At 50.0% G+C, this 16,638-nt stretch carries 15 protein-coding genes; 12 read left to right on the top strand and 3 right to left on the bottom strand.

Annotated elements, in window-relative coordinates:
- The first annotated feature begins 227 nt into the window (after positions 1 to 227).
- The 12 genes from C3F13_11105 to C3F13_11050 all read left to right on the top strand — a co-directional run bounded on the left by C3F13_11105 (position 228) and on the right by C3F13_11050 (position 13,537).
- Complete coding sequence (locus C3F13_11105) at positions 228 to 590, top strand: hypothetical protein (GenBank protein ID PWB52682.1); 363 nt, start codon at positions 228 to 230, stop codon at positions 588 to 590.
- A 209-nt stretch (positions 591 to 799) separates the two neighbouring features.
- Positions 800 to 3,409 carry a hypothetical protein gene (locus tag C3F13_11100; protein ID PWB52681.1) on the top strand — a complete coding sequence of 870 codons (2,610 nt, stop codon included), beginning with the start codon at positions 800 to 802 and terminating at the stop codon, positions 3,407 to 3,409.
- Positions 3,410 to 3,560: 151 nt separating this feature from the next.
- Positions 3,561 to 4,085, top strand: a complete 525-nt coding sequence (locus C3F13_11095) for a hypothetical protein (GenBank protein ID PWB52680.1) — start codon at positions 3,561 to 3,563, stop codon at positions 4,083 to 4,085.
- Between the two features lie 109 nt (positions 4,086 to 4,194).
- A complete protein-coding gene (locus C3F13_11090) occupies positions 4,195 to 5,703 on the top strand; it encodes a hypothetical protein (GenBank protein ID PWB52679.1) in 1,509 nt (502 codons plus the stop codon).
- Between the two features lie 94 nt (positions 5,704 to 5,797).
- A complete protein-coding gene (locus C3F13_11085) occupies positions 5,798 to 6,019 on the top strand; it encodes a hypothetical protein (protein PWB52678.1) in 222 nt (73 codons plus the stop codon).
- Between the two features lie 109 nt (positions 6,020 to 6,128).
- A complete protein-coding gene (locus C3F13_11080) occupies positions 6,129 to 8,576 on the top strand; it encodes a hypothetical protein (protein PWB52677.1) in 2,448 nt (815 codons plus the stop codon).
- Between the two features lie 32 nt (positions 8,577 to 8,608).
- Positions 8,609 to 9,226 (top strand): DNA-binding response regulator, encoded by a 618-nt coding sequence (locus C3F13_11075; GenBank protein ID PWB52702.1) that lies wholly within the window; start codon positions 8,609 to 8,611, stop codon positions 9,224 to 9,226.
- A 160-nt stretch (positions 9,227 to 9,386) separates the two neighbouring features.
- Entirely contained in the window at positions 9,387 to 9,824 is a 438-nt protein-coding gene (locus C3F13_11070; GenBank protein PWB52676.1) for a hypothetical protein, read from the top strand.
- Between the two features lie 29 nt (positions 9,825 to 9,853).
- A complete protein-coding gene (locus C3F13_11065) occupies positions 9,854 to 10,831 on the top strand; it encodes an ABC transporter ATP-binding protein (protein PWB52675.1) in 978 nt (325 codons plus the stop codon).
- Positions 10,828 to 11,700, top strand: a complete 873-nt coding sequence (locus C3F13_11060; protein PWB52674.1) for a hypothetical protein — start codon at positions 10,828 to 10,830, stop codon at positions 11,698 to 11,700. The genes C3F13_11065 and C3F13_11060 overlap by 4 nt, the downstream gene beginning before the upstream one ends.
- A 74-nt stretch (positions 11,701 to 11,774) precedes the next feature.
- Positions 11,775 to 12,725: an ABC transporter ATP-binding protein gene (locus tag C3F13_11055; protein ID PWB52673.1), complete on the top strand. Its 951-nt coding sequence runs from the start codon at positions 11,775 to 11,777 to the stop codon at positions 12,723 to 12,725.
- On the top strand, positions 12,722 to 13,537 hold the full coding sequence (locus tag C3F13_11050) for a hypothetical protein (GenBank protein PWB52672.1): 816 nt from the start codon (positions 12,722 to 12,724) through the stop codon (positions 13,535 to 13,537). Before C3F13_11055 ends, C3F13_11050 begins: the two co-directional genes overlap by 4 nt.
- A gap of 520 nt (positions 13,538 to 14,057) precedes the next feature.
- On the opposite strand, the gene C3F13_11045 is transcribed toward C3F13_11050, so the two are convergent.
- The 3 genes from C3F13_11045 to C3F13_11035 all read right to left on the bottom strand — a co-directional run.
- Positions 14,058 to 15,233, bottom strand: coding sequence for a hypothetical protein (locus C3F13_11045; protein ID PWB52671.1), 1,176 nt, complete (start codon positions 15,231 to 15,233; stop codon positions 14,058 to 14,060).
- A gap of 364 nt (positions 15,234 to 15,597) precedes the next feature.
- A complete protein-coding gene (locus C3F13_11040) occupies positions 15,598 to 16,041 on the bottom strand; it encodes a hypothetical protein (GenBank protein PWB52670.1) in 444 nt (147 codons plus the stop codon).
- A gap of 264 nt (positions 16,042 to 16,305) precedes the next feature.
- Positions 16,306 to 16,638: hypothetical protein (locus C3F13_11035; protein ID PWB52669.1), on the bottom strand; the 333-nt coding region annotated here is incomplete at its 5' end.

The raw sequence follows: 16,638 nt of genomic DNA, 5'->3' as shown, positions 1-16,638 counted from the left end.
AATCCCGTGCGGTGATCCCCTGATGAATCTTCCACGATCGCCATTACGCAGCTGAGCATCTTTACGACAAGGATGAGCAGGAGAAATCATATTCAACCGATGCCATCCCATACTGTCATCCAGCGATGGATTTGTCGTTAATAAACAAGACGAACGTAGTTATCTGATAATGATAAATTATTTGAAGATCGTAATTTAGGCTATACTTGTTGGTAGAGGAACCCATGATGACACCTGATGATAAATCATCCGATAAGGATCAGCTTGACCTGAAACACCGCCAAGAGCGTGAGCTCGAGAAAAAGCAAGCTGAAGAACAATTGCAGCGCCAGCAACAGCGCCAACAGTTAGAGCAACAGCAGGAAGAAGAACGGAAAAAACGCCAGCAGGAACGTCTACAGCTGGAAAAGCAGCAGGAAGCAGAACGTAAGCAACGCCAGCAGGTTCAGTTGCGACTGGAACGTGAGCAAAACCAACAGGGAGAACCTCAACGGGCGGCACGAGAAGAGTTGGACACAGAGCAGGAAAAAGACCGCATTAAGAGGCAGAAGGAACAGCGAGAAATCGAAAAGAAACAAGGGGAGCAATAATCAAAGGTACCGTTTGCAGTTATCATCAGGCTGCTGATTTTCATACTCATATTTCAACAGCAGTAGACCCGTTAAGCTAACATGGTTGGCCTGATTGCCAACTATCAATCGTGCAGGGAGGAGTACAAATTCGTTAAGATTTTTGCTATACTATAGCTAAGGTATTCACTAATTGTGGGGTTACCCAAGGGTTGACAAGTGAGGCTGATATGCCATCGAGCCTGTTAGCGACCAAACTCAATATCCCCATAACGCGTAAGAATCTGGTTGAACGACATCCGCTGAATCAGCTCCTGGATGATGCCTGGCAACAAAACAAAAATTTGGTTTTAGCCTCGGCGCCGGCAGGCTATGGTAAAACCACACTGGTGGCTGAATGGATCCACAGCCAACCAGCCAAAGCAGCCTGGTTTTCATTGGATGGTGGCGATAATGATCCCGTCCGGTTCATTTCATATCTGATTGCTGCTTTGCAACAGGTTGATCCTCGCCTTGGAAAAAGCACTGCTGCGCTGCTCCAATCTCCTCAGCCGCTACCTGCTGAGGTGGTTCTGACATCCCTGATCAACGAAATCTCCATTGTCAACCAGCCATTTATCCTGGTGCTGGATGATTATCATGTCATTAATAGCTTACCCATCCATCAACAGCTGTGTTTTTTGGTAGAGCACCAACCTGCCCTTATGCATCTGGTGATCATCACGCGTGAAGACCCACCGTTGCCCCTGGCACGCTTGCGGGCGCGTGGTCAGATGGTCGAGGTGCGTCAGAATGACCTGCGTTTTTCACCGGATGAGTGTGTTACATTACTCAATCGGGTGATGGGCTTGAATCTGTCATCAACTGACGTCTCAGCCCTGGAACAACGTACTGAGGGTTGGATTGCTGGTCTACAGCTGGCGATCTTATCCATGCTGGGTCAGGATGACCTGTCGGGATTCATCCGGGCATTCACCGGCAGCAGCCATTATGTGCTGGACTACCTGATCGAAGAGGTATTCACCCGGCAGCCATCCCATATTCAAGACTTCCTGTTGAAGACCTCAATCCTGAGCAGGTTATCAGGCCCGTTATGTGACGCTGTAGTAGGGCAGCCAGGCAGCGGGGACCTGCTCGGAAACCTGGAACACACCAACCTGTTCATCGTCCCGTTAGACCAAACCCGTAGCTGGTATCGCTATCACCTGTTATTTGCTGATTTGCTAAAACAGCGTTTGCATGCTTCCAGCTCAATCTCTGAAATTGAGCTCCACAGGAGCGCCAGCCAATGGTTTGGTCAACAGGGTTATCTGCCTGAAGCTATCCAGCATGCCTTATCAGCTAAAGATTGGGAAATGTCAGCCATGCTCATACAGGATTGTGTTGAATCTATGCTGGGGCAGGGCGAATTAATGACCTTGATCGGCTGGCTGAAGCGCGTTCCAGACGAGGTGATCTATCAGTATCCTGGTCTATGTCAGAATTATGGCTGGGCATTGACCCTCACGGGGCAGCTGGAGGCTGCGAACGCGTACTTACAGCAGGCGGAGGTGCTGGCCAGTAACGACCAGGCGCTCTTGGGTCCCATCTTAGTCGCCAGGGCCTACCACTTGCGCGTCTCGGGGGATAATCCGCGGGCAATTGAATATGCCACACGGGCATTAACGATCCTCGACCAGGCGGATACGCTTTCCAAGGGCCTGGCAGCGCTTACCCTGGGCCTGGCGCACTGGAATGATGGAAATTTCAGGGCATCCGAACAAATCTTCCTGGAAGTTGACCGGGCTGCCCAGCAATCTGGTAACCAGTACGCCCGCATGATCGGCCTTACTTACCTGGCAATGATCCAGGCCGTGTTTGGGCGGCTTCACCATGCCATGGAGCTGTGCCAGAAGGTCATTCAACTTGGCGGGCCATCTCCGACGGTTTCGTCTGCCCACATCGAATTAGCCACCCTGTACTACGAGTGGAACCAACTGGACCAGGCCCTCACCGAGGCTCAGGTTGGGGTTGAACAAAGCTTGCAAACGGGGAACCCGCTGCTACAGAATGATGCTTACCGCACCCTGGCGGTCATTCAACAAGCGTATGGCCAGCCACAGGCTGCTCTTGCCACGCTACAAAAAGCTGACCAGCTGGTGAATAGCCACAATATTTCAGCTCTTGCCAGCACCCGCATCGCAGCCTGCCATGTTCAAATTGCCCTGGCACAGGGAAATCTCCCCTCAGCGCAATACTGGGCGGAAAGAGTCACTGCGCCTACCGATTCTTCTTTTCTTTTTCCTTGTTTTAGGCTGACCCCAATTCGCATTCTCCTTGCCCTTGATGAAAAAGCAGAAGCAGCAAAAAGGTTGTCTGGGATTTATGAAGTTGCCTTACAAAAAGACTGTCGCTCTGGGCTCATCGAGGTTCAGCTGCTACAGGCCTTGGCAGCTGAATCTCAGGAGGATTCCTTACGATTCGTCCGGGAGGCATTGGAAAACGCCCAGCCGGAGGGATTTATCCGTACCTTCGTAGATAAAGGTGAAGCGTTGAAGCTGATGCTGGAGCGGTTGAGGTCTCAAGCCCCGCATCTCAAAGCATGTATCAGTTCCATCCTGGCAGCATTTGGGCCGGAAAAATCTGCACCAGGCGCACAACCACTGGTTGAGCCATTAAGTGAGCGTGAGCTGGAGATCCTGCGGCTGCTTGCGGATGGCCTGTCAAACATGCAGATCGCCAGGCGCTTGGTGATCGGTGTTGGCACGGCAAAATCGCATGTTCATCATATCATTGAGAAGCTGGGGTGCACCAGCCGCACCCAGGCCGTTGCAAAGGCCCGCCAGCTAAATCTATTGTAATAAACCCTGAGTTAGTTTCAGGCGGTGTGCAGAGATATTCAAATCCTGCACACCGCTTTTTATATCCCTGAATCTACCTTTTGATAGATGACAATCTATCCCCTTATCTGCTAAATTAAAAGCACAAATCAAAAAAAGAAGGAAGGTAAAAATGAGGGAGACACGCAATGAATTGAAGTCAGAGACCGATCGTTATATCGATGGGTTGCCAGGATCACATAAGGCGTTTCATAAAGTAATGAACTATCTCGAAGTGCTTGGGATGGGGATTATCGTGATTGCCTTTCTATTCGCGCTGTATTTTTCTGTGGCCTGGAAAACCGTCAATCCTGTGAGCATTCCGCTCGCCTGGTTTACATTCGCAGCCTGCGGTTCTTTGCTGTTTATCCTCAATGGGGTACACACTGCCGTCCTGGGTGCATTTCCGATCAGCATCCTGCCCAGTAAAGCCAGCAAGTTCGTCACTGGCGTCAAAGCGATGTGGATTGGTGTGGGGTTGATCATGGGTGGGCTGTCCTATGCCGCATTCTGGGTAATGATGGCATATGGAACAGTAGCTGCCAATGATGAACTATTGCGCCTGCTAATCAGCTTGCTGGGCATTGCACTTGGTTTTGGTATCGCCATCAGTATTGTGCTAAAGATGGTGTCCACCACCCTAAAGAAGCTATCCTAATTTCGTTCCCTGCCTCTCCTCTTTATGATCAGGAGAGGCAGGAGTGGTTATGAGGTAAAGCCCGGGTCGCTGCGTAACCAAGGAATTTTATATCAAGAGGAGTATTCTCATGAACAACCAAATTTCCACACCCTATCCAAAATCTGATCGCTGGTCATTGCTCTGGTTGGTCCTCGGCTGTGTGTTGATGGTCTTTCTGGCCGGGAATTGGCCATTATCGTTGGCAGGTTGGTTGGCACCCGTATTCTTAATCCGCTTCATGCGATCGCAAAGAAAACTCTGGGGGTACTTGCTGATGGCAGTGGGGTTGAGTATCGCCTGCTCAATCGCCTATATGGGGGGAGCTGGTCCTGGTGCCATTCCTCCCCTGATTTTTGGAGTGATATTAGGACTAAGCTACGCATTAATTTACCTGATTGATCGGATCCTGGTGGGCAGGTTACCACAGCATGGTTTGGCTGGATTCAGCACAACACTTGTCTTCCCATTGCTTATGACGGGCTATGAATTCTTGTTGTTGAATAAATTTCCCTTCGGCAGCAGCGGTTCCGCAGCTTACAGCCAATCAGGTAATATCATCCTCATGCAAATGATCTCGATGACCGGACTGTGGGGGTTAACCTTTCTCACCACCTGGTTCGCCTCGACGGTTAATTGGGCCTGGGAGCGGAAGTTCGACTGGCCAGTCATCCGCAACGGGACCATCATTTACACTGCCTTCCTGCTGGTCATCCTGCTCTTTGGAACCATCCGCACCCGCTTCTTTGAGCCACAGGTTGGCACAGTGCGAATTCATGCGCTAAGTGCTGGAGCAGAAACAGCAGAAAACGCTCTGGAAACTTTACCTGAGCTTTATAAATCCGATCTTGCGACATTCCGCAAACGAACCACGGATAGTTATGCACCCAACCTGACGGCTATCAACCATGAAGCCCAGGCTGGCGCTCAGATTGTCGTGCTGCCGGAGACTGCCTTTGTGGGCATCAAGGAAGACCTGGATCCGTTGATTGCTCAGATCAAGCAAATAGCCAGGACAGAGAGTATTTATATCGCCTTTGGGAAGATACTGATGGATACAGATCGGGCTGGCATATACATGATCATCGTTGGTCCATCAGGAGAGATCGTCCTGGATCATTATAAATATGCTTACAACCTGGGAGTAGACCTAAGCCAGGTGGAGCTGCAGGCTGTTGACACTCCTTATGGCAGGCTTTCGGGAGTCTTGTGTGGTGATCTGGATAATCCGGGAATCATAAAACAAGCTGGGCGTAAAGGTGTCGATATCATGCTGGTTCCTGCCGCTGATGGTCCAGAGAACAGTTTCTGGCATTTTCGGCTGGCTGCTTTCAGGGCAGTTGAGAATGGATTTTCACTGGTGCGCTCGGCGATGGAAGGTGTGTCACTTGCCACCGATCCGTATGGCCGTACCCTGGCTTCTTTGGATTATTACAATACCAATGACCGCGTGATGGTAGCTCAAGTTCCCATTCATCATATTCAAACCCTGTTTGGGAGCCTGGGTGACTGGTTCGGCTGGTTGATGGTAATCGGTTTCATCGGCATGGCAGGATGGGCGATCTTCCGCACTATTAAATATCGGAAGCCAAGGGCGTAGATCTGCTACTATACTAATGGGTGCTGGGCGCACTGTGTGATACGCTCAGCACCCATCCAAGAATTCATATCGTGTGATTCACGGAAAGCATACAATGCAACAAATAGAAATCCATCTAAAAGGTAGAATTGACCAGCAATGGTCAGGCTGGTTTGATAATTTAACCATTCTGAACCTCAATGGTAATGAGACCATTCTTACTGGCTTTGTAACCGATCAAGCTGCTTTATATGGCATTATCTCCCATCTGCGCGATTTGGGCCTGGAGCTCATTTCCGCTAGCAGCATGGAAGTCGGTCAGGAGTATCACGAATAAGATGGCAACTTGATGGCTTATTCATGGCTGTCTGTAAGCTACCAGGGTCAGGTTTACAATAAACAATACTAGAAATCCCTCAATCATTATTCACCGATCGGACAAAATTATGGTTAGGAAAACCAGGCAGAGCAGGGGAAGAATTATAAAGTTGCCTGAACTCCAATTTGTGCTATTATTAATTAACGATCTTCATCGATATTGGCTTAACCTCACACCTTCCTTTCTCATTTTTATTGACTGGAAAGGGATCCATATGAAAACACACTGGTGGAAAAGCCTGCGGATTAAAATTATCGGCTGGTCATTCGTGCCAACAGTGATCATCCTTTCTGCGGTAGCCTGGTTCACTTTCTATTCATACCAGAAGGTGATCGGAGACCTGGCGATTAAGCAAGATTGGGGGATTGTCCAATCGAAAACCCCACCTCTCTTCCAGGCATTCTTCGACATCACCAATCCCCTTATCGTCAAGATCATCCTGCAAGTTGATACTCAAAGAGGAGCGCCACTGGAGGACAGAGCTCAGAATATCATTGACCATGCTGAAGGTATAGATATTTTTGATGGCGGTATCTATTTTGTGGATGCGCAGGGAAAGGTTGTAAAAACATACCCCGACCAGCCTGAAGTTCTAGGCCAGGATTGGTCAGATGCCCAGTTTCGCTATATGGTTGATCATCCAGGCAAAGCTGCATATAGCAATCTCAGGACCATTGAGCCGAGCGGGAAGGAAATCCTTTGTATATCTGCCTCAATGAATGGATCACAGGGCGAATTTATCGGCGCGGATTATTATTGCTTTACGATCTTCCCGGCCACTCAAAATACCTTTTATGAATCATTTAGCAATGCATATTCCAAAAACGCTTTGGATGCGAATATATACATCGTAGATGGGAACCAACACATCATATTCTCCACGGATCCATCCGAAATGGGTAAGGATTTATCAGGAGAAGCGTACATCCAACAGCTTCTTCAAGGGCAGAGTATGAGTGGGCGGTTCCGCAAAGGAGCCGAGGACTTGCTGGTCTCCTATGCTCCTTTTTACCCTTATGCAGGGAATTATGTGCAATGGAATGTCATAAAAGAGGAGAGCTGGTCCGAGATTATGCGTCCAACGCTACCCTACCGGTATCTTCTGTATGGCCTGCTGGCACTGGGTGTGATCGTGCCGATGTTGGTGACTGCTTATGGGGTCAGGCACATCACCAACCCGATCCAGGAGCTGATCCATGCGTCCGAGCAGGTGACTGCAGGTGACTTTAAGCACCGCATCGAGGTGAACACGGGGGATGAAATTGAGACACTGGCCGACCAGTTCAACACGATGTCGGTTGAATTAGATGACTCATATTCCTCGCTTGAGAAAAAAGTTACTGCCCGAACCAAAGAATTAGCTACCCTCAACGCCATTGCGGTCCAGGTGAGCAGCTCGCTCAATCTCAACGAGATCATGTCGGACGCTCTGGACCGAATTATGGACCTGACTGGGATGGAGTATGGCATTGCTTATCGAGTTGAGAGTGGCGATGACAGGGCAGTGAATAACGGAACAGAGGTGGAGAAAGCTTATCTACGGGTGATGGCACTCCGTGGAATGCCATCTACCTATGCTGACCTGGGCGAAAAGCTACCCCTGAAACACAGTGCTGCTGGCGTGGCTGGCCGCCGCGGCGAGCCAGTGATCTGGACTCTCGAGGAATTGCCGACGGATGGCACAGTTAAACAGAGATTGGTGACCCTAGGAGTCGAGCAAGTGATTGCGATTCCACTGATGGCCAAAGGACGCTTTGTTGGATCGCTTAATCTCAGCACGAACCAGAGCCGAACCTATCCTCCGGAGCAGATCGCGCTCTTGAAAACTGTTGGGCAGCAGATTGGCGTGGCGGTTGAAAATGCCCGTTTGTATGAACAAGCGGAACAGGCAGCCATCACGGCTGAACGCAGCCGCCTGGCGCGCGAGCTGCATGATGCCGTCACCCAAACCCTATTCTCTGCCAATCTTATTGCTGATGTGCTCCCCCGCATTTGGAAGCGCGACCCTGAAGAAGGCATGAAAAACCTGGAGGAACTGCGCCAGCTCACGCGCGGTGCCCTGGCTGAGATGCGTACAATGCTCTTAGAGATGCGCCCTGAATCTTTGGAACGTGCAGATATCAGAACCCTGCTCACCCAGCTGGCGGATGCATTTATCGGCCGGGTTCGGGTTCCAGTTGCGTTGGATATCCAGGGGGATTGCAAGCTGACCCATGAGGTTAAGCTGGTGTTCTACCGTGTGGCTCAGGAAGCGATGAATAACATCGCCAAACATGCCGGAGCCCGTCAGGTTAGCATGCGCTTGGAGTGTCAGCCATGGCAGCTGAACTTGTTGATCAAGGATGATGGGCTTGGCTTTGATCCAGGCGCGATCACAGCAGAACACCTGGGAATCGCCATTATGCGCGAAAGGGCTAATTCGATCGGCGCCATTCTTAAAATTGAAAGTGTGGTAAGCCAGGGGACATCTGTGACTCTTAGCTGGAAGCTTAACCCGGAGGGTAATCAACAATGAATGACCTGTGTGACACACATATCATCCGCGTGATGTTGGTCGATGACCACAATGTGGTCCGCAGCGGCCTGGCTACCTTTCTCCGCGCCTATGATGACCTGGAGCTGGTCGCTGAAGCAAGTAATGGGCGGGAGGCGATCATGGCCTGCCAGCACAAAACTCCAGACGTGATCTTGATGGACTTGATGATGCCGGAGATGGACGGCATTGCAGCCACAAAGGCGATCCTAGCAGAACACCCGGAGATCAAGATCATCGCCATGACCAGCTTCGAGGATGAGCAGCTGGTACAGGGCGTTCTGGCCGCTGGGGCGATCAGCTATTTGATCAAAAATGTCACTTCAGATGAGCTGGCGAAGGCCATCCGCGATGCAACCTCAGGCAGGTCGACCCTTTCTCCTGAAGCCGCCCGGGTGCTGGTCCAGGCTACTCGACCTGCGCCGCACGCCAACTTCGACCTAACGGAGCGCGAGCATGAAGTGTTGGCGCTGGTGGTTAAAGGCTACAGCAACCAGCAGATCGCTGATGCGCTGGTAATCACCCTGGCGACCGTTAAAGCCCACATCAGCAACATCCTCTCCAAGCTGCAGGTATCCAGCCGGTCAGAGGCGATCGCATTCGCCATTAAACATAAACTAGTCTCAATTTGAGTCGACCTAATACTTTGGTATAAGGATGTAACTCCTTTAGTATAAGTATAAAATTCAATCTAAAGCATAATCAATAACTCCTCGGCCGATGGATGTGCCCGGGGAGTATTTTTTATATATTGGATGCAAGCAACAACACATTGATCAGAGGACTGGTTCCATGAATTATCTTGTTATTTTAGATGCAGATGCAGGCGAGCTTGAGAAGATCCTTAGCGGAGTAAAAAGCATGGTTATCAAAGAGAGTAAATCAGCAGATACCTCGGGTATGCCTTTATTGCTGGGCGACAACCTGTATTTCCTTCGAAACAATGCTGAAAGGGATATTCGTGTAAAAGCTACGATAAAAAGCATCCAGGTTGTTTCAAGCGGATCAGCTGAGGATATATCACACCAACTTAAAGAGATGCAGCCCAAGCTGCAGCTGACTGAAGCACAGTTCATGTACTGGTGCACAAAAAAGCAGGTGTTGCTGGTTGAGTTTGAGTGTGCTCAAAAGATCGGAATGATCCACCTGGACTTGGATGAAATCAAAGGTCAATCGGATTGGATTGCATTCCAGGCGTTCAGTGTCCTTACGTCTGGGATGTTGCAATAATTAGAAGCCATAAATAAAAAGGAGGCAACATGTCAACTAACAATTCTCTGGTAATCGAAACCCACCACCTGAGCAAGATCTATAAGGATACGCAAGCCCTCAAAGACCTAAGCCTGACGGTAAAACAGAATTCGATCTTTGGCTTCCTTGGACCTAATGGGGCTGGCAAGAGCACCACCATCAAGCTTCTGCTCGGGTTGATCCAGCCCAGTGGGGGGCAGGCGACTATCTTCGGGCATGATATACAGCGCGAGAGTGTGGAGATCCGTAAGCGGGTTGGCTATCTGGCCCAGGACCCGCGCTACTACGAGCACATGACCGCTCGCCAGATTGTCGACTATACTGCCCGCTTCTTCTACCGCGGGCCAAAAGATCTTCTCGAAGCACGTGTACAGGAAATGCTCGAGCTGGTTGGCATAGACGACAAAGCCGATCGACCGGTGCGCGGCTTTTCAGGCGGTGAGCGCCAGCGCCTGGGGATTGCCCAGGCCCAGGTGAACTACCCTGACCTGCTTATTCTCGATGAGCCAGCTGCTTCGCTTGACCCCATGGGCCGGCATGATGTCCTGGACGTCATGGAAAGGCTACGCAAATACACCACCATCTTTTATTCAACACACATTCTTGAGGATGTGCAGCGGGTGAGTGATACCGTTGCCATTCTCAATCGGGGTAGCCTGATCGCTGAAGCTCCGATTAATGAGCTGCTTGCTGGCGATGGCGGTTCTACCATTTTTAGCATTTCCGTAAAGGGTGAGCAAACCGAAGCCATGGCACAGGCACGCGTTCGCGTAGCTGACCAGCCATGGGTCAAAAACCTGAGCATGGCACCGGAAAATGGCCATATGAGCTGGCAAATCAGTGTGACCGATGAAGCCGCAGCGGAAGACCTGCTTCTACGCTTGATCCTTGATGACCGCAGCCTAAAGGTGACCCACTACGGCCGTAAGTCATACAACCTCGAAGAAGTATTCATAAGTCTTGTTGAAAAGGAGAATTCGAAATGACCGCACAAACGAGTACACAAGTATCCACCGATCTGCGCCTGGCAGCCCGCCAGGGCTTGTTACCCAGCAGGGGTGGTGGCTGGCTGGCCGGCTTTGGCAACATGCTCAGTAAAGAGATGGGCGAATGGTTCCACACCCGCCGCTGGCTGGGGCAGATGTTGATCTGGATTGGTATCCTGGACGGGATGGTTGCTTTAATCCTGTTTGTTGTACCGCGGCTGGAACGAATACTTCCTGGGCTTAATGCTTCGATCAATCAGGCTTTCGTAGGGATGCCGCCTTCCGCCAAGGGCTCCTATTATTACTTCGCTTTTGCTGTGATGGCTGGCGCGATTGGTGTGATCATCCTGGCACAGGATGAGATCATTCAAGAGGTTCAAACGGGGACGGCGGCCTGGATCCTTTCCAAGCCTTCGGCACGCCAGTCTTTTATCATCACCAAGCTACTATCGAATGTCATCGGTGCACTGGTCTTTATTATTGCCATACCCGCAGTGATCTTTGTAAGCGAGGTTTACCTGGATACCCATCAGGGAGTGCCTATTCTGTCATTCCTGGCTGGTCTGGGGGTGTTCATGCTGACCATGCTGTTCTACATCAGCCTGGTGATCATGCTGGGTGTCTTGTTTGAGACACGCGGGCCGGTGTTGGGGATATCCTTTGGGCTTGTGCTGGCTGGGCTGGCTATCGGCGGTATGATCCCACAGATCAGCTATATCTTGCCGGTGACCATGGATAAGGTTGCCCAGCTGGTCGTTTTGGGCATAACCCTACCGGCAATGTTCATCTCGGAAATCATCTCCGCCGCTATCTTAAGCATCGTATTCATCGTGGTAGCACTCTGGCGCTTTCAGCGCAGGGAGTTTTAAACCCGGGATAATGGACTTCTTCTCACAATCCCCGCCCTCATGACTGCTGAGGGCGAGGAGCCTAGGAGGAAAATATGAACGCCGTCATCAGTATCAACCAGCTCACCCGACATTTCAAGGATACCATCGCGGTAAACCAGCTTTCGCTGGAAGTGCAAGCGGGTGAGATCTTCGGTTTCCTGGGTCATAATGGCGCCGGGAAAACGACCACCGTGCGCCTGCTGAATGGGGTGATCGAGCCAACCTCCGGCAGCATGCGCGTGCTCGGCCTCGATCCACAGGTCGAAGGTACCGCCTTGCGTGCTTGCACGGGTGTCTTAACTGAAACACCATCCCTGGACGAGCGCTTAACCGCCCAGGATATCCTCGGCATCTATGCAGACCTGTATGCTGTACCTCGCATGGAAGTAAAGCAGCGAATCTTTGACCTGCTGGATGAATTCGATCTGGCCGAGCGGGCGAATGAAAAAGTGGGTGGCTACAGCAAGGGTATGAAACAACGCCTGGCCCTGGCACGCGCTCTGCTACACAAGCCTGAGCTGATCTTCCTGGATGAAGCTACTTCCGGGCTCGACCCGGTATCTGCCCACCATGTGAACGAGCTGATCGAGCGGATGGCTCGCCGGGAAGGCTGCACAGTCTTTATGTGCACGCACAACCTGGTTGAGGCTCAGCGCCTGTGTGACCGGGTGGCCATCCTGGAGCACGGCCGCCTGGTGGCATTGGGCACACCTGCCGAGTTGACCCGCCAGTACGTCCGGCGTCTGGAAGTTGAACTCGAGGTGGAGGAGTCACAGACCGAAGTAGCGCTGAAGGTCCTGCGGAATATGCCACAGCTGGTAGTGGGCGAACCGTCCAAACCCAACGGTGCCCTGGTGGTGACAGTTAACCAGCGCGAATCCATCCCCGAAGTCCTGGCTTGCATGATCCAGAACCAGGTGAAGGTGTACCGGATTGCCCCACAGGAAGCCGACCTTGAACAGGTGTACTTTACGATTCACGAAGAAAGTGAAGGCATGAAATGAATACACGCGCAATCATGGCGATCGTCCGTAAGGATCTGAAAGTAGTCAGACAGAATAAGAATGTGCTTATCCCGATCATCATCATATTTGTGACCTTCTTTATCCTCGTCCCACTAGGGATCGGCCTGATCTTTTCATTATTCCCTGAGCTGGTCACGAAATTACCCATCACCGAGGCCTTCCTGGCGAAGATGCCCGCTGGAATGCAACTGGAATTTGCCAGGTATACCACCATCCAGAAGTTCATCGTATTTTCCCTTGAGATTATGCTGCTGCCCTTCTTCTTGCTTCTGCCCCTGATGGTTGCCTCGATGATTGCTGCGGATAGTTTTGCGGGCGAGAAGGAGCGCAAGACGCTTGAAGCCCTGCTGTATACACCCACCACCGACCGGGAATTACTTATCGCCAAGATGCTCTCGGGTTGGCTGGCAGCCAATGCGATTGCCCTGGGCGGATTTGTGATATACGCCATTACCGTGAATGTGGCAGCCTGGTCTCAAATGCAGCGCTTATTCTTCCCCAATGCCTTGTGGTTGGTGATGGTCATCTGGGTGGTACCAGCCCTATCTGCATTAGGGGTGAGTATCATGGTGGTGGCCTCGGCTCGGGCCCAAGGGTTCCAGGACGCCAACCAGGCGGCTGGAGTGGTGGTGCTGCCCATCGTGGCACTCTTCTATGCCCAGATGGCGGGAGCAATATTCCTCAATATAGGCATCATGCTTCTCATCGGGTTGATCGTCTGGCTCATCAGCATTTTATTCATCTGGCTGGGAAGCCGAAGCTTCCATCGCAACCGATTGCTTGCAGCGTAAGCCCATTTACGTGAATTGGTCAACGATTTAGACCGTTGTGGATTGGATTTCGCTGACCCCCTTCGCATAAAAACAGTGCCGCCTAATACGGCAGGTGACTAAGTGACCCAACCTCCCCCATTTTTTAATGGGGGAGGTTGGGTTGGTGTCGAGTTTGGCTACGAAGACCTTGTAATTCAATCTCCTCATCGCGTTGACTTGACAGGCATAGGCTTCCGACTGACTTGACGTTTTATTACAGAAACTAACCACAGTAAATGCCTAGGTAAAGTAAATAGTGTCCACGGCAATACGAATGAGACGGTATCTGAAGACTTCATGTAAGAGCTGATAAAACTTACCGAGGCTACGATTCGGCGCGTGAAGAGGTGTGTCCAGTTTTAACCTAACAATCGATGGGAGTTTATCGATAGGGGGTAGATATTGATTATCTTTGGCTGTAGAGTTAGTTTGGTCAACAAATTATTAGAAAAATAGTCAAAATAACTAGATTTCTCAACCTGACTAAGCTACCTGCAAATTATGGACGAAAAATCGCATTGAATGCAGAATTCTCGATGGGTAGCGAAATTTTATCGGAACCATCTGGATTGCACATCACAATAGTGCGGCCAAATTGAGGTCCAGCAGTGAAAATTAGCTTATTGCCATCCGGAGAGAAAGCCGGGGTTTCACCGGTTTGAAATTCATCTCCGGTCAGCTCGATGATACGTTTGGTGTAGATATTAATCACATACACCTGTGGGTTCACATAGGTGTCACCCACTAAGTTGTATACCCAAAAAGCGATATTTTTTCCTGCGGGTGACCATTGAATCTCCCAGTAGTTTTGTTGTTTGCCAGCCTGTCTGTTAAATCCATTTGTCAAGTTGGCCACGACTGTGCCATTTGGTTCGATGAGAAGAAGATCTGCATCTTCTAAGTCCCAATTGTTCTCAATAAGAATGGCCAGAGTAGTACCTTCCGGGGACCATTCGATATCTGCAATAAAGTGATCACCAATATCAACAGTAACAAAATCAGAAGGGTCCTGATTTAGCCCAATGATATTGCCATTGCCATCTTTTAGGATAGTGAAAAAGCGTAGTACATTACTGCGAAATGGTGAAACAAACACTGCCCGATTGCCATCCGGGGAGAATGCTAACTTCCATCCTAAGTCTCCCCAGAAAGATGTGAGCTTAGTGCCATCCGGGGAAAGCAAATCATAGACATCCGTATTAAGATTACGGATCGCAAACGCCGAACCGTTCGGATACCAATACATGGAGCAAGAATTGCGATAGGAGTTCGGCAAGGTGATAATATTGTTGCCGCCAAACAGATCCTTTATTTTTACCTCCAGGTCTCCACTGGCAGGATTTTGGAGCAGGTAGAGAAGCTTTGGATGGATTATGTCTGGTGAGAATTTATTACAGCCCTCACTCATAAAATGATCGGGTAATAGTTGAGTCACTGCACCCGTATCCACATTGTATTGTTTGAGCTCTCCCGTCATTTGCGAGGAATATGCAATCAGCAACCCGTTCGCAGGTGCAGTGGGATAAGGCTTTGACAAGAGAGGTAGGTATATGAGGTTATTAGATGCTGGATTTGTTTTCGCTAAAATAAAGTGAGAATCAGAAAATAGGATAAGAAAATCGATTGCCAGGAAAGTCAACAATAATATTTTTCTATATATATGTCTCTGATGCATAAATTAATCCCATCCAATCACAGCCAGTTTGTGAAAATAATAATTATCAGAAAGGATTATAAACTAAATTACACATTATTGTGAGTGGTTTATACTCAGAGATAAGCCAGCAAAGTTTTAGGTGTATGAACCAAGCAGCTGAAATTAGCGGTGGCGTTCGTGATGGGGTTAGTAATCCGCTATGTGCAGACCGTCCTCGAATCCTAGCTGGTCTAGCTTATCGGTTTACACGAAACTCATCCGGCTATTCACAATTATTAGGGAATTTTATTGGAGGGTGGGAACGGGTTTCACCACGGAAGCCGCCTTACTCGCTGTGGAGGAATTAATTAAGCAGGCGGATTCAACTTCCCACCTACACAACTCAGCTTACTGCTTTCCTTACAAGGGCACTTATCTTGGCCTCTTCAGCTGGGGTCAGCTCGTGCAGCGCGTAGGCAACCGGCCACATGTTCCCTTCGTCGAAATTGGCCTTGTCGCTAAAGCCGAGGGTGGCGTACCTGGTCTTAAATTTCTGTGCACTCTGGAAGAAGCATACCACGTTGCCGTCCTTGGCGTAGGCGGGCATGCCATACCAGGTCCGCGCTTTAAGTTCTGGTGTGTTGGCCTTAATGAGCTCATGCAGGCGCCTGGCCAAGCTGCGATCCGGTTCTAGCAACGCGGCGATTGCCTCCAACGCATCTGTTTCCGCTTGCGTTTCATCTGCCTGGGCTTTCTGCTCCCTGGCGCGTGCCTTCATTGCAGCTTTTTCATCGGCGGTGAATCCTGAGGAGGACTTTTTACTTGTGGTGGCTCCGGTTTGGTTCATAAATAACTCCTACATGTCAAATAATTGGACTGCACTTGCATCTTCAACAACGGACTTATGTAGATGTATTTCATCCGAATAGTAGTATTTTAGGGGCTTATCCTGGTTGTGTCAAGATGTGGGTGATTAAAGCTCGATAAAGGATAAGGAAACCAATGAGCAAAAAAAAGAAGAAGAGGAGGTCAGCTACACCTTAGAAAAATTTTCTCAGACCTACTCGTTCGAGAGACCCATGCACCATCTTCACCTGGGTATATCCTGATATCATTTTAAGACAACCGCTAAAAAAGTATGGTTTTTTGAGGTTAGTTTTAGCAATTCGATGCCACCCAGAAGGTTACCTTTAATATATCCCTCCACATCGACGACTGGTGTATTGTCGGGGGGCAAGGGCTGTCCAGCGGGTGGGGTGACCGTCAGCGTGACAAGCCGGGTTTCGAAGGGAGCCATATCTGTCAGGGCAGTCTGGGACAGCTGGACGGACCAGCCTGGCAGGTAAGGGACGAGGCCCAGGTTGATGGTGACAATTTCTCCGAGCGGGTTACGCACTGGAAAGATCAGCGGGCTAGGTACACCTGGTTGGAGCAGCTCGATGAC

The sequence above is a fragment of the Anaerolineales bacterium genome (assembly GCA_003105035.1).
GTDB lineage: Bacteria > Chloroflexota > Anaerolineae > Anaerolineales > UBA4823 > FEB-25.
This window is presented reverse-complemented; position numbering and strand designations above follow the sequence as displayed.

Bases quoted from the DNA above. Each gene is read 5' to 3' on its own strand.
- C3F13_11105 (PWB52682.1), top strand. From the start codon at position 228: ATGACACCTGATGATAAATCATCCGATAAGGATCAGCTTGACCTGAAA.
- C3F13_11100 (PWB52681.1), top strand. From the start codon at position 800: ATGCCATCGAGCCTGTTAGCGACCAAACTCAATATCCCCATAACGCGT.
- C3F13_11095 (PWB52680.1), top strand. From the start codon at position 3,561: ATGAGGGAGACACGCAATGAATTGAAGTCAGAGACCGATCGTTATATC.
- C3F13_11090 (PWB52679.1), top strand. From the start codon at position 4,195: ATGAACAACCAAATTTCCACACCCTATCCAAAATCTGATCGCTGGTCA.
- C3F13_11085 (PWB52678.1), top strand. From the start codon at position 5,798: ATGCAACAAATAGAAATCCATCTAAAAGGTAGAATTGACCAGCAATGG.
- C3F13_11080 (PWB52677.1), top strand. From the start codon at position 6,129: ATGGTTAGGAAAACCAGGCAGAGCAGGGGAAGAATTATAAAGTTGCCT.
- C3F13_11075 (PWB52702.1), top strand. From the start codon at position 8,609: ATGTTGGTCGATGACCACAATGTGGTCCGCAGCGGCCTGGCTACCTTT.
- C3F13_11070 (PWB52676.1), top strand. From the start codon at position 9,387: ATGAATTATCTTGTTATTTTAGATGCAGATGCAGGCGAGCTTGAGAAG.
- C3F13_11065 (PWB52675.1), top strand. From the start codon at position 9,854: ATGTCAACTAACAATTCTCTGGTAATCGAAACCCACCACCTGAGCAAG.
- C3F13_11060 (PWB52674.1), top strand. From the start codon at position 10,828: ATGACCGCACAAACGAGTACACAAGTATCCACCGATCTGCGCCTGGCA.
- C3F13_11055 (PWB52673.1), top strand. From the start codon at position 11,775: ATGAACGCCGTCATCAGTATCAACCAGCTCACCCGACATTTCAAGGAT.
- C3F13_11050 (PWB52672.1), top strand. From the start codon at position 12,722: ATGAATACACGCGCAATCATGGCGATCGTCCGTAAGGATCTGAAAGTA.
- C3F13_11045 (PWB52671.1), bottom strand. From the start codon at position 15,233: ATGCATCAGAGACATATATATAGAAAAATATTATTGTTGACTTTCCTG.
- C3F13_11040 (PWB52670.1), bottom strand. From the start codon at position 16,041: ATGAACCAAACCGGAGCCACCACAAGTAAAAAGTCCTCCTCAGGATTC.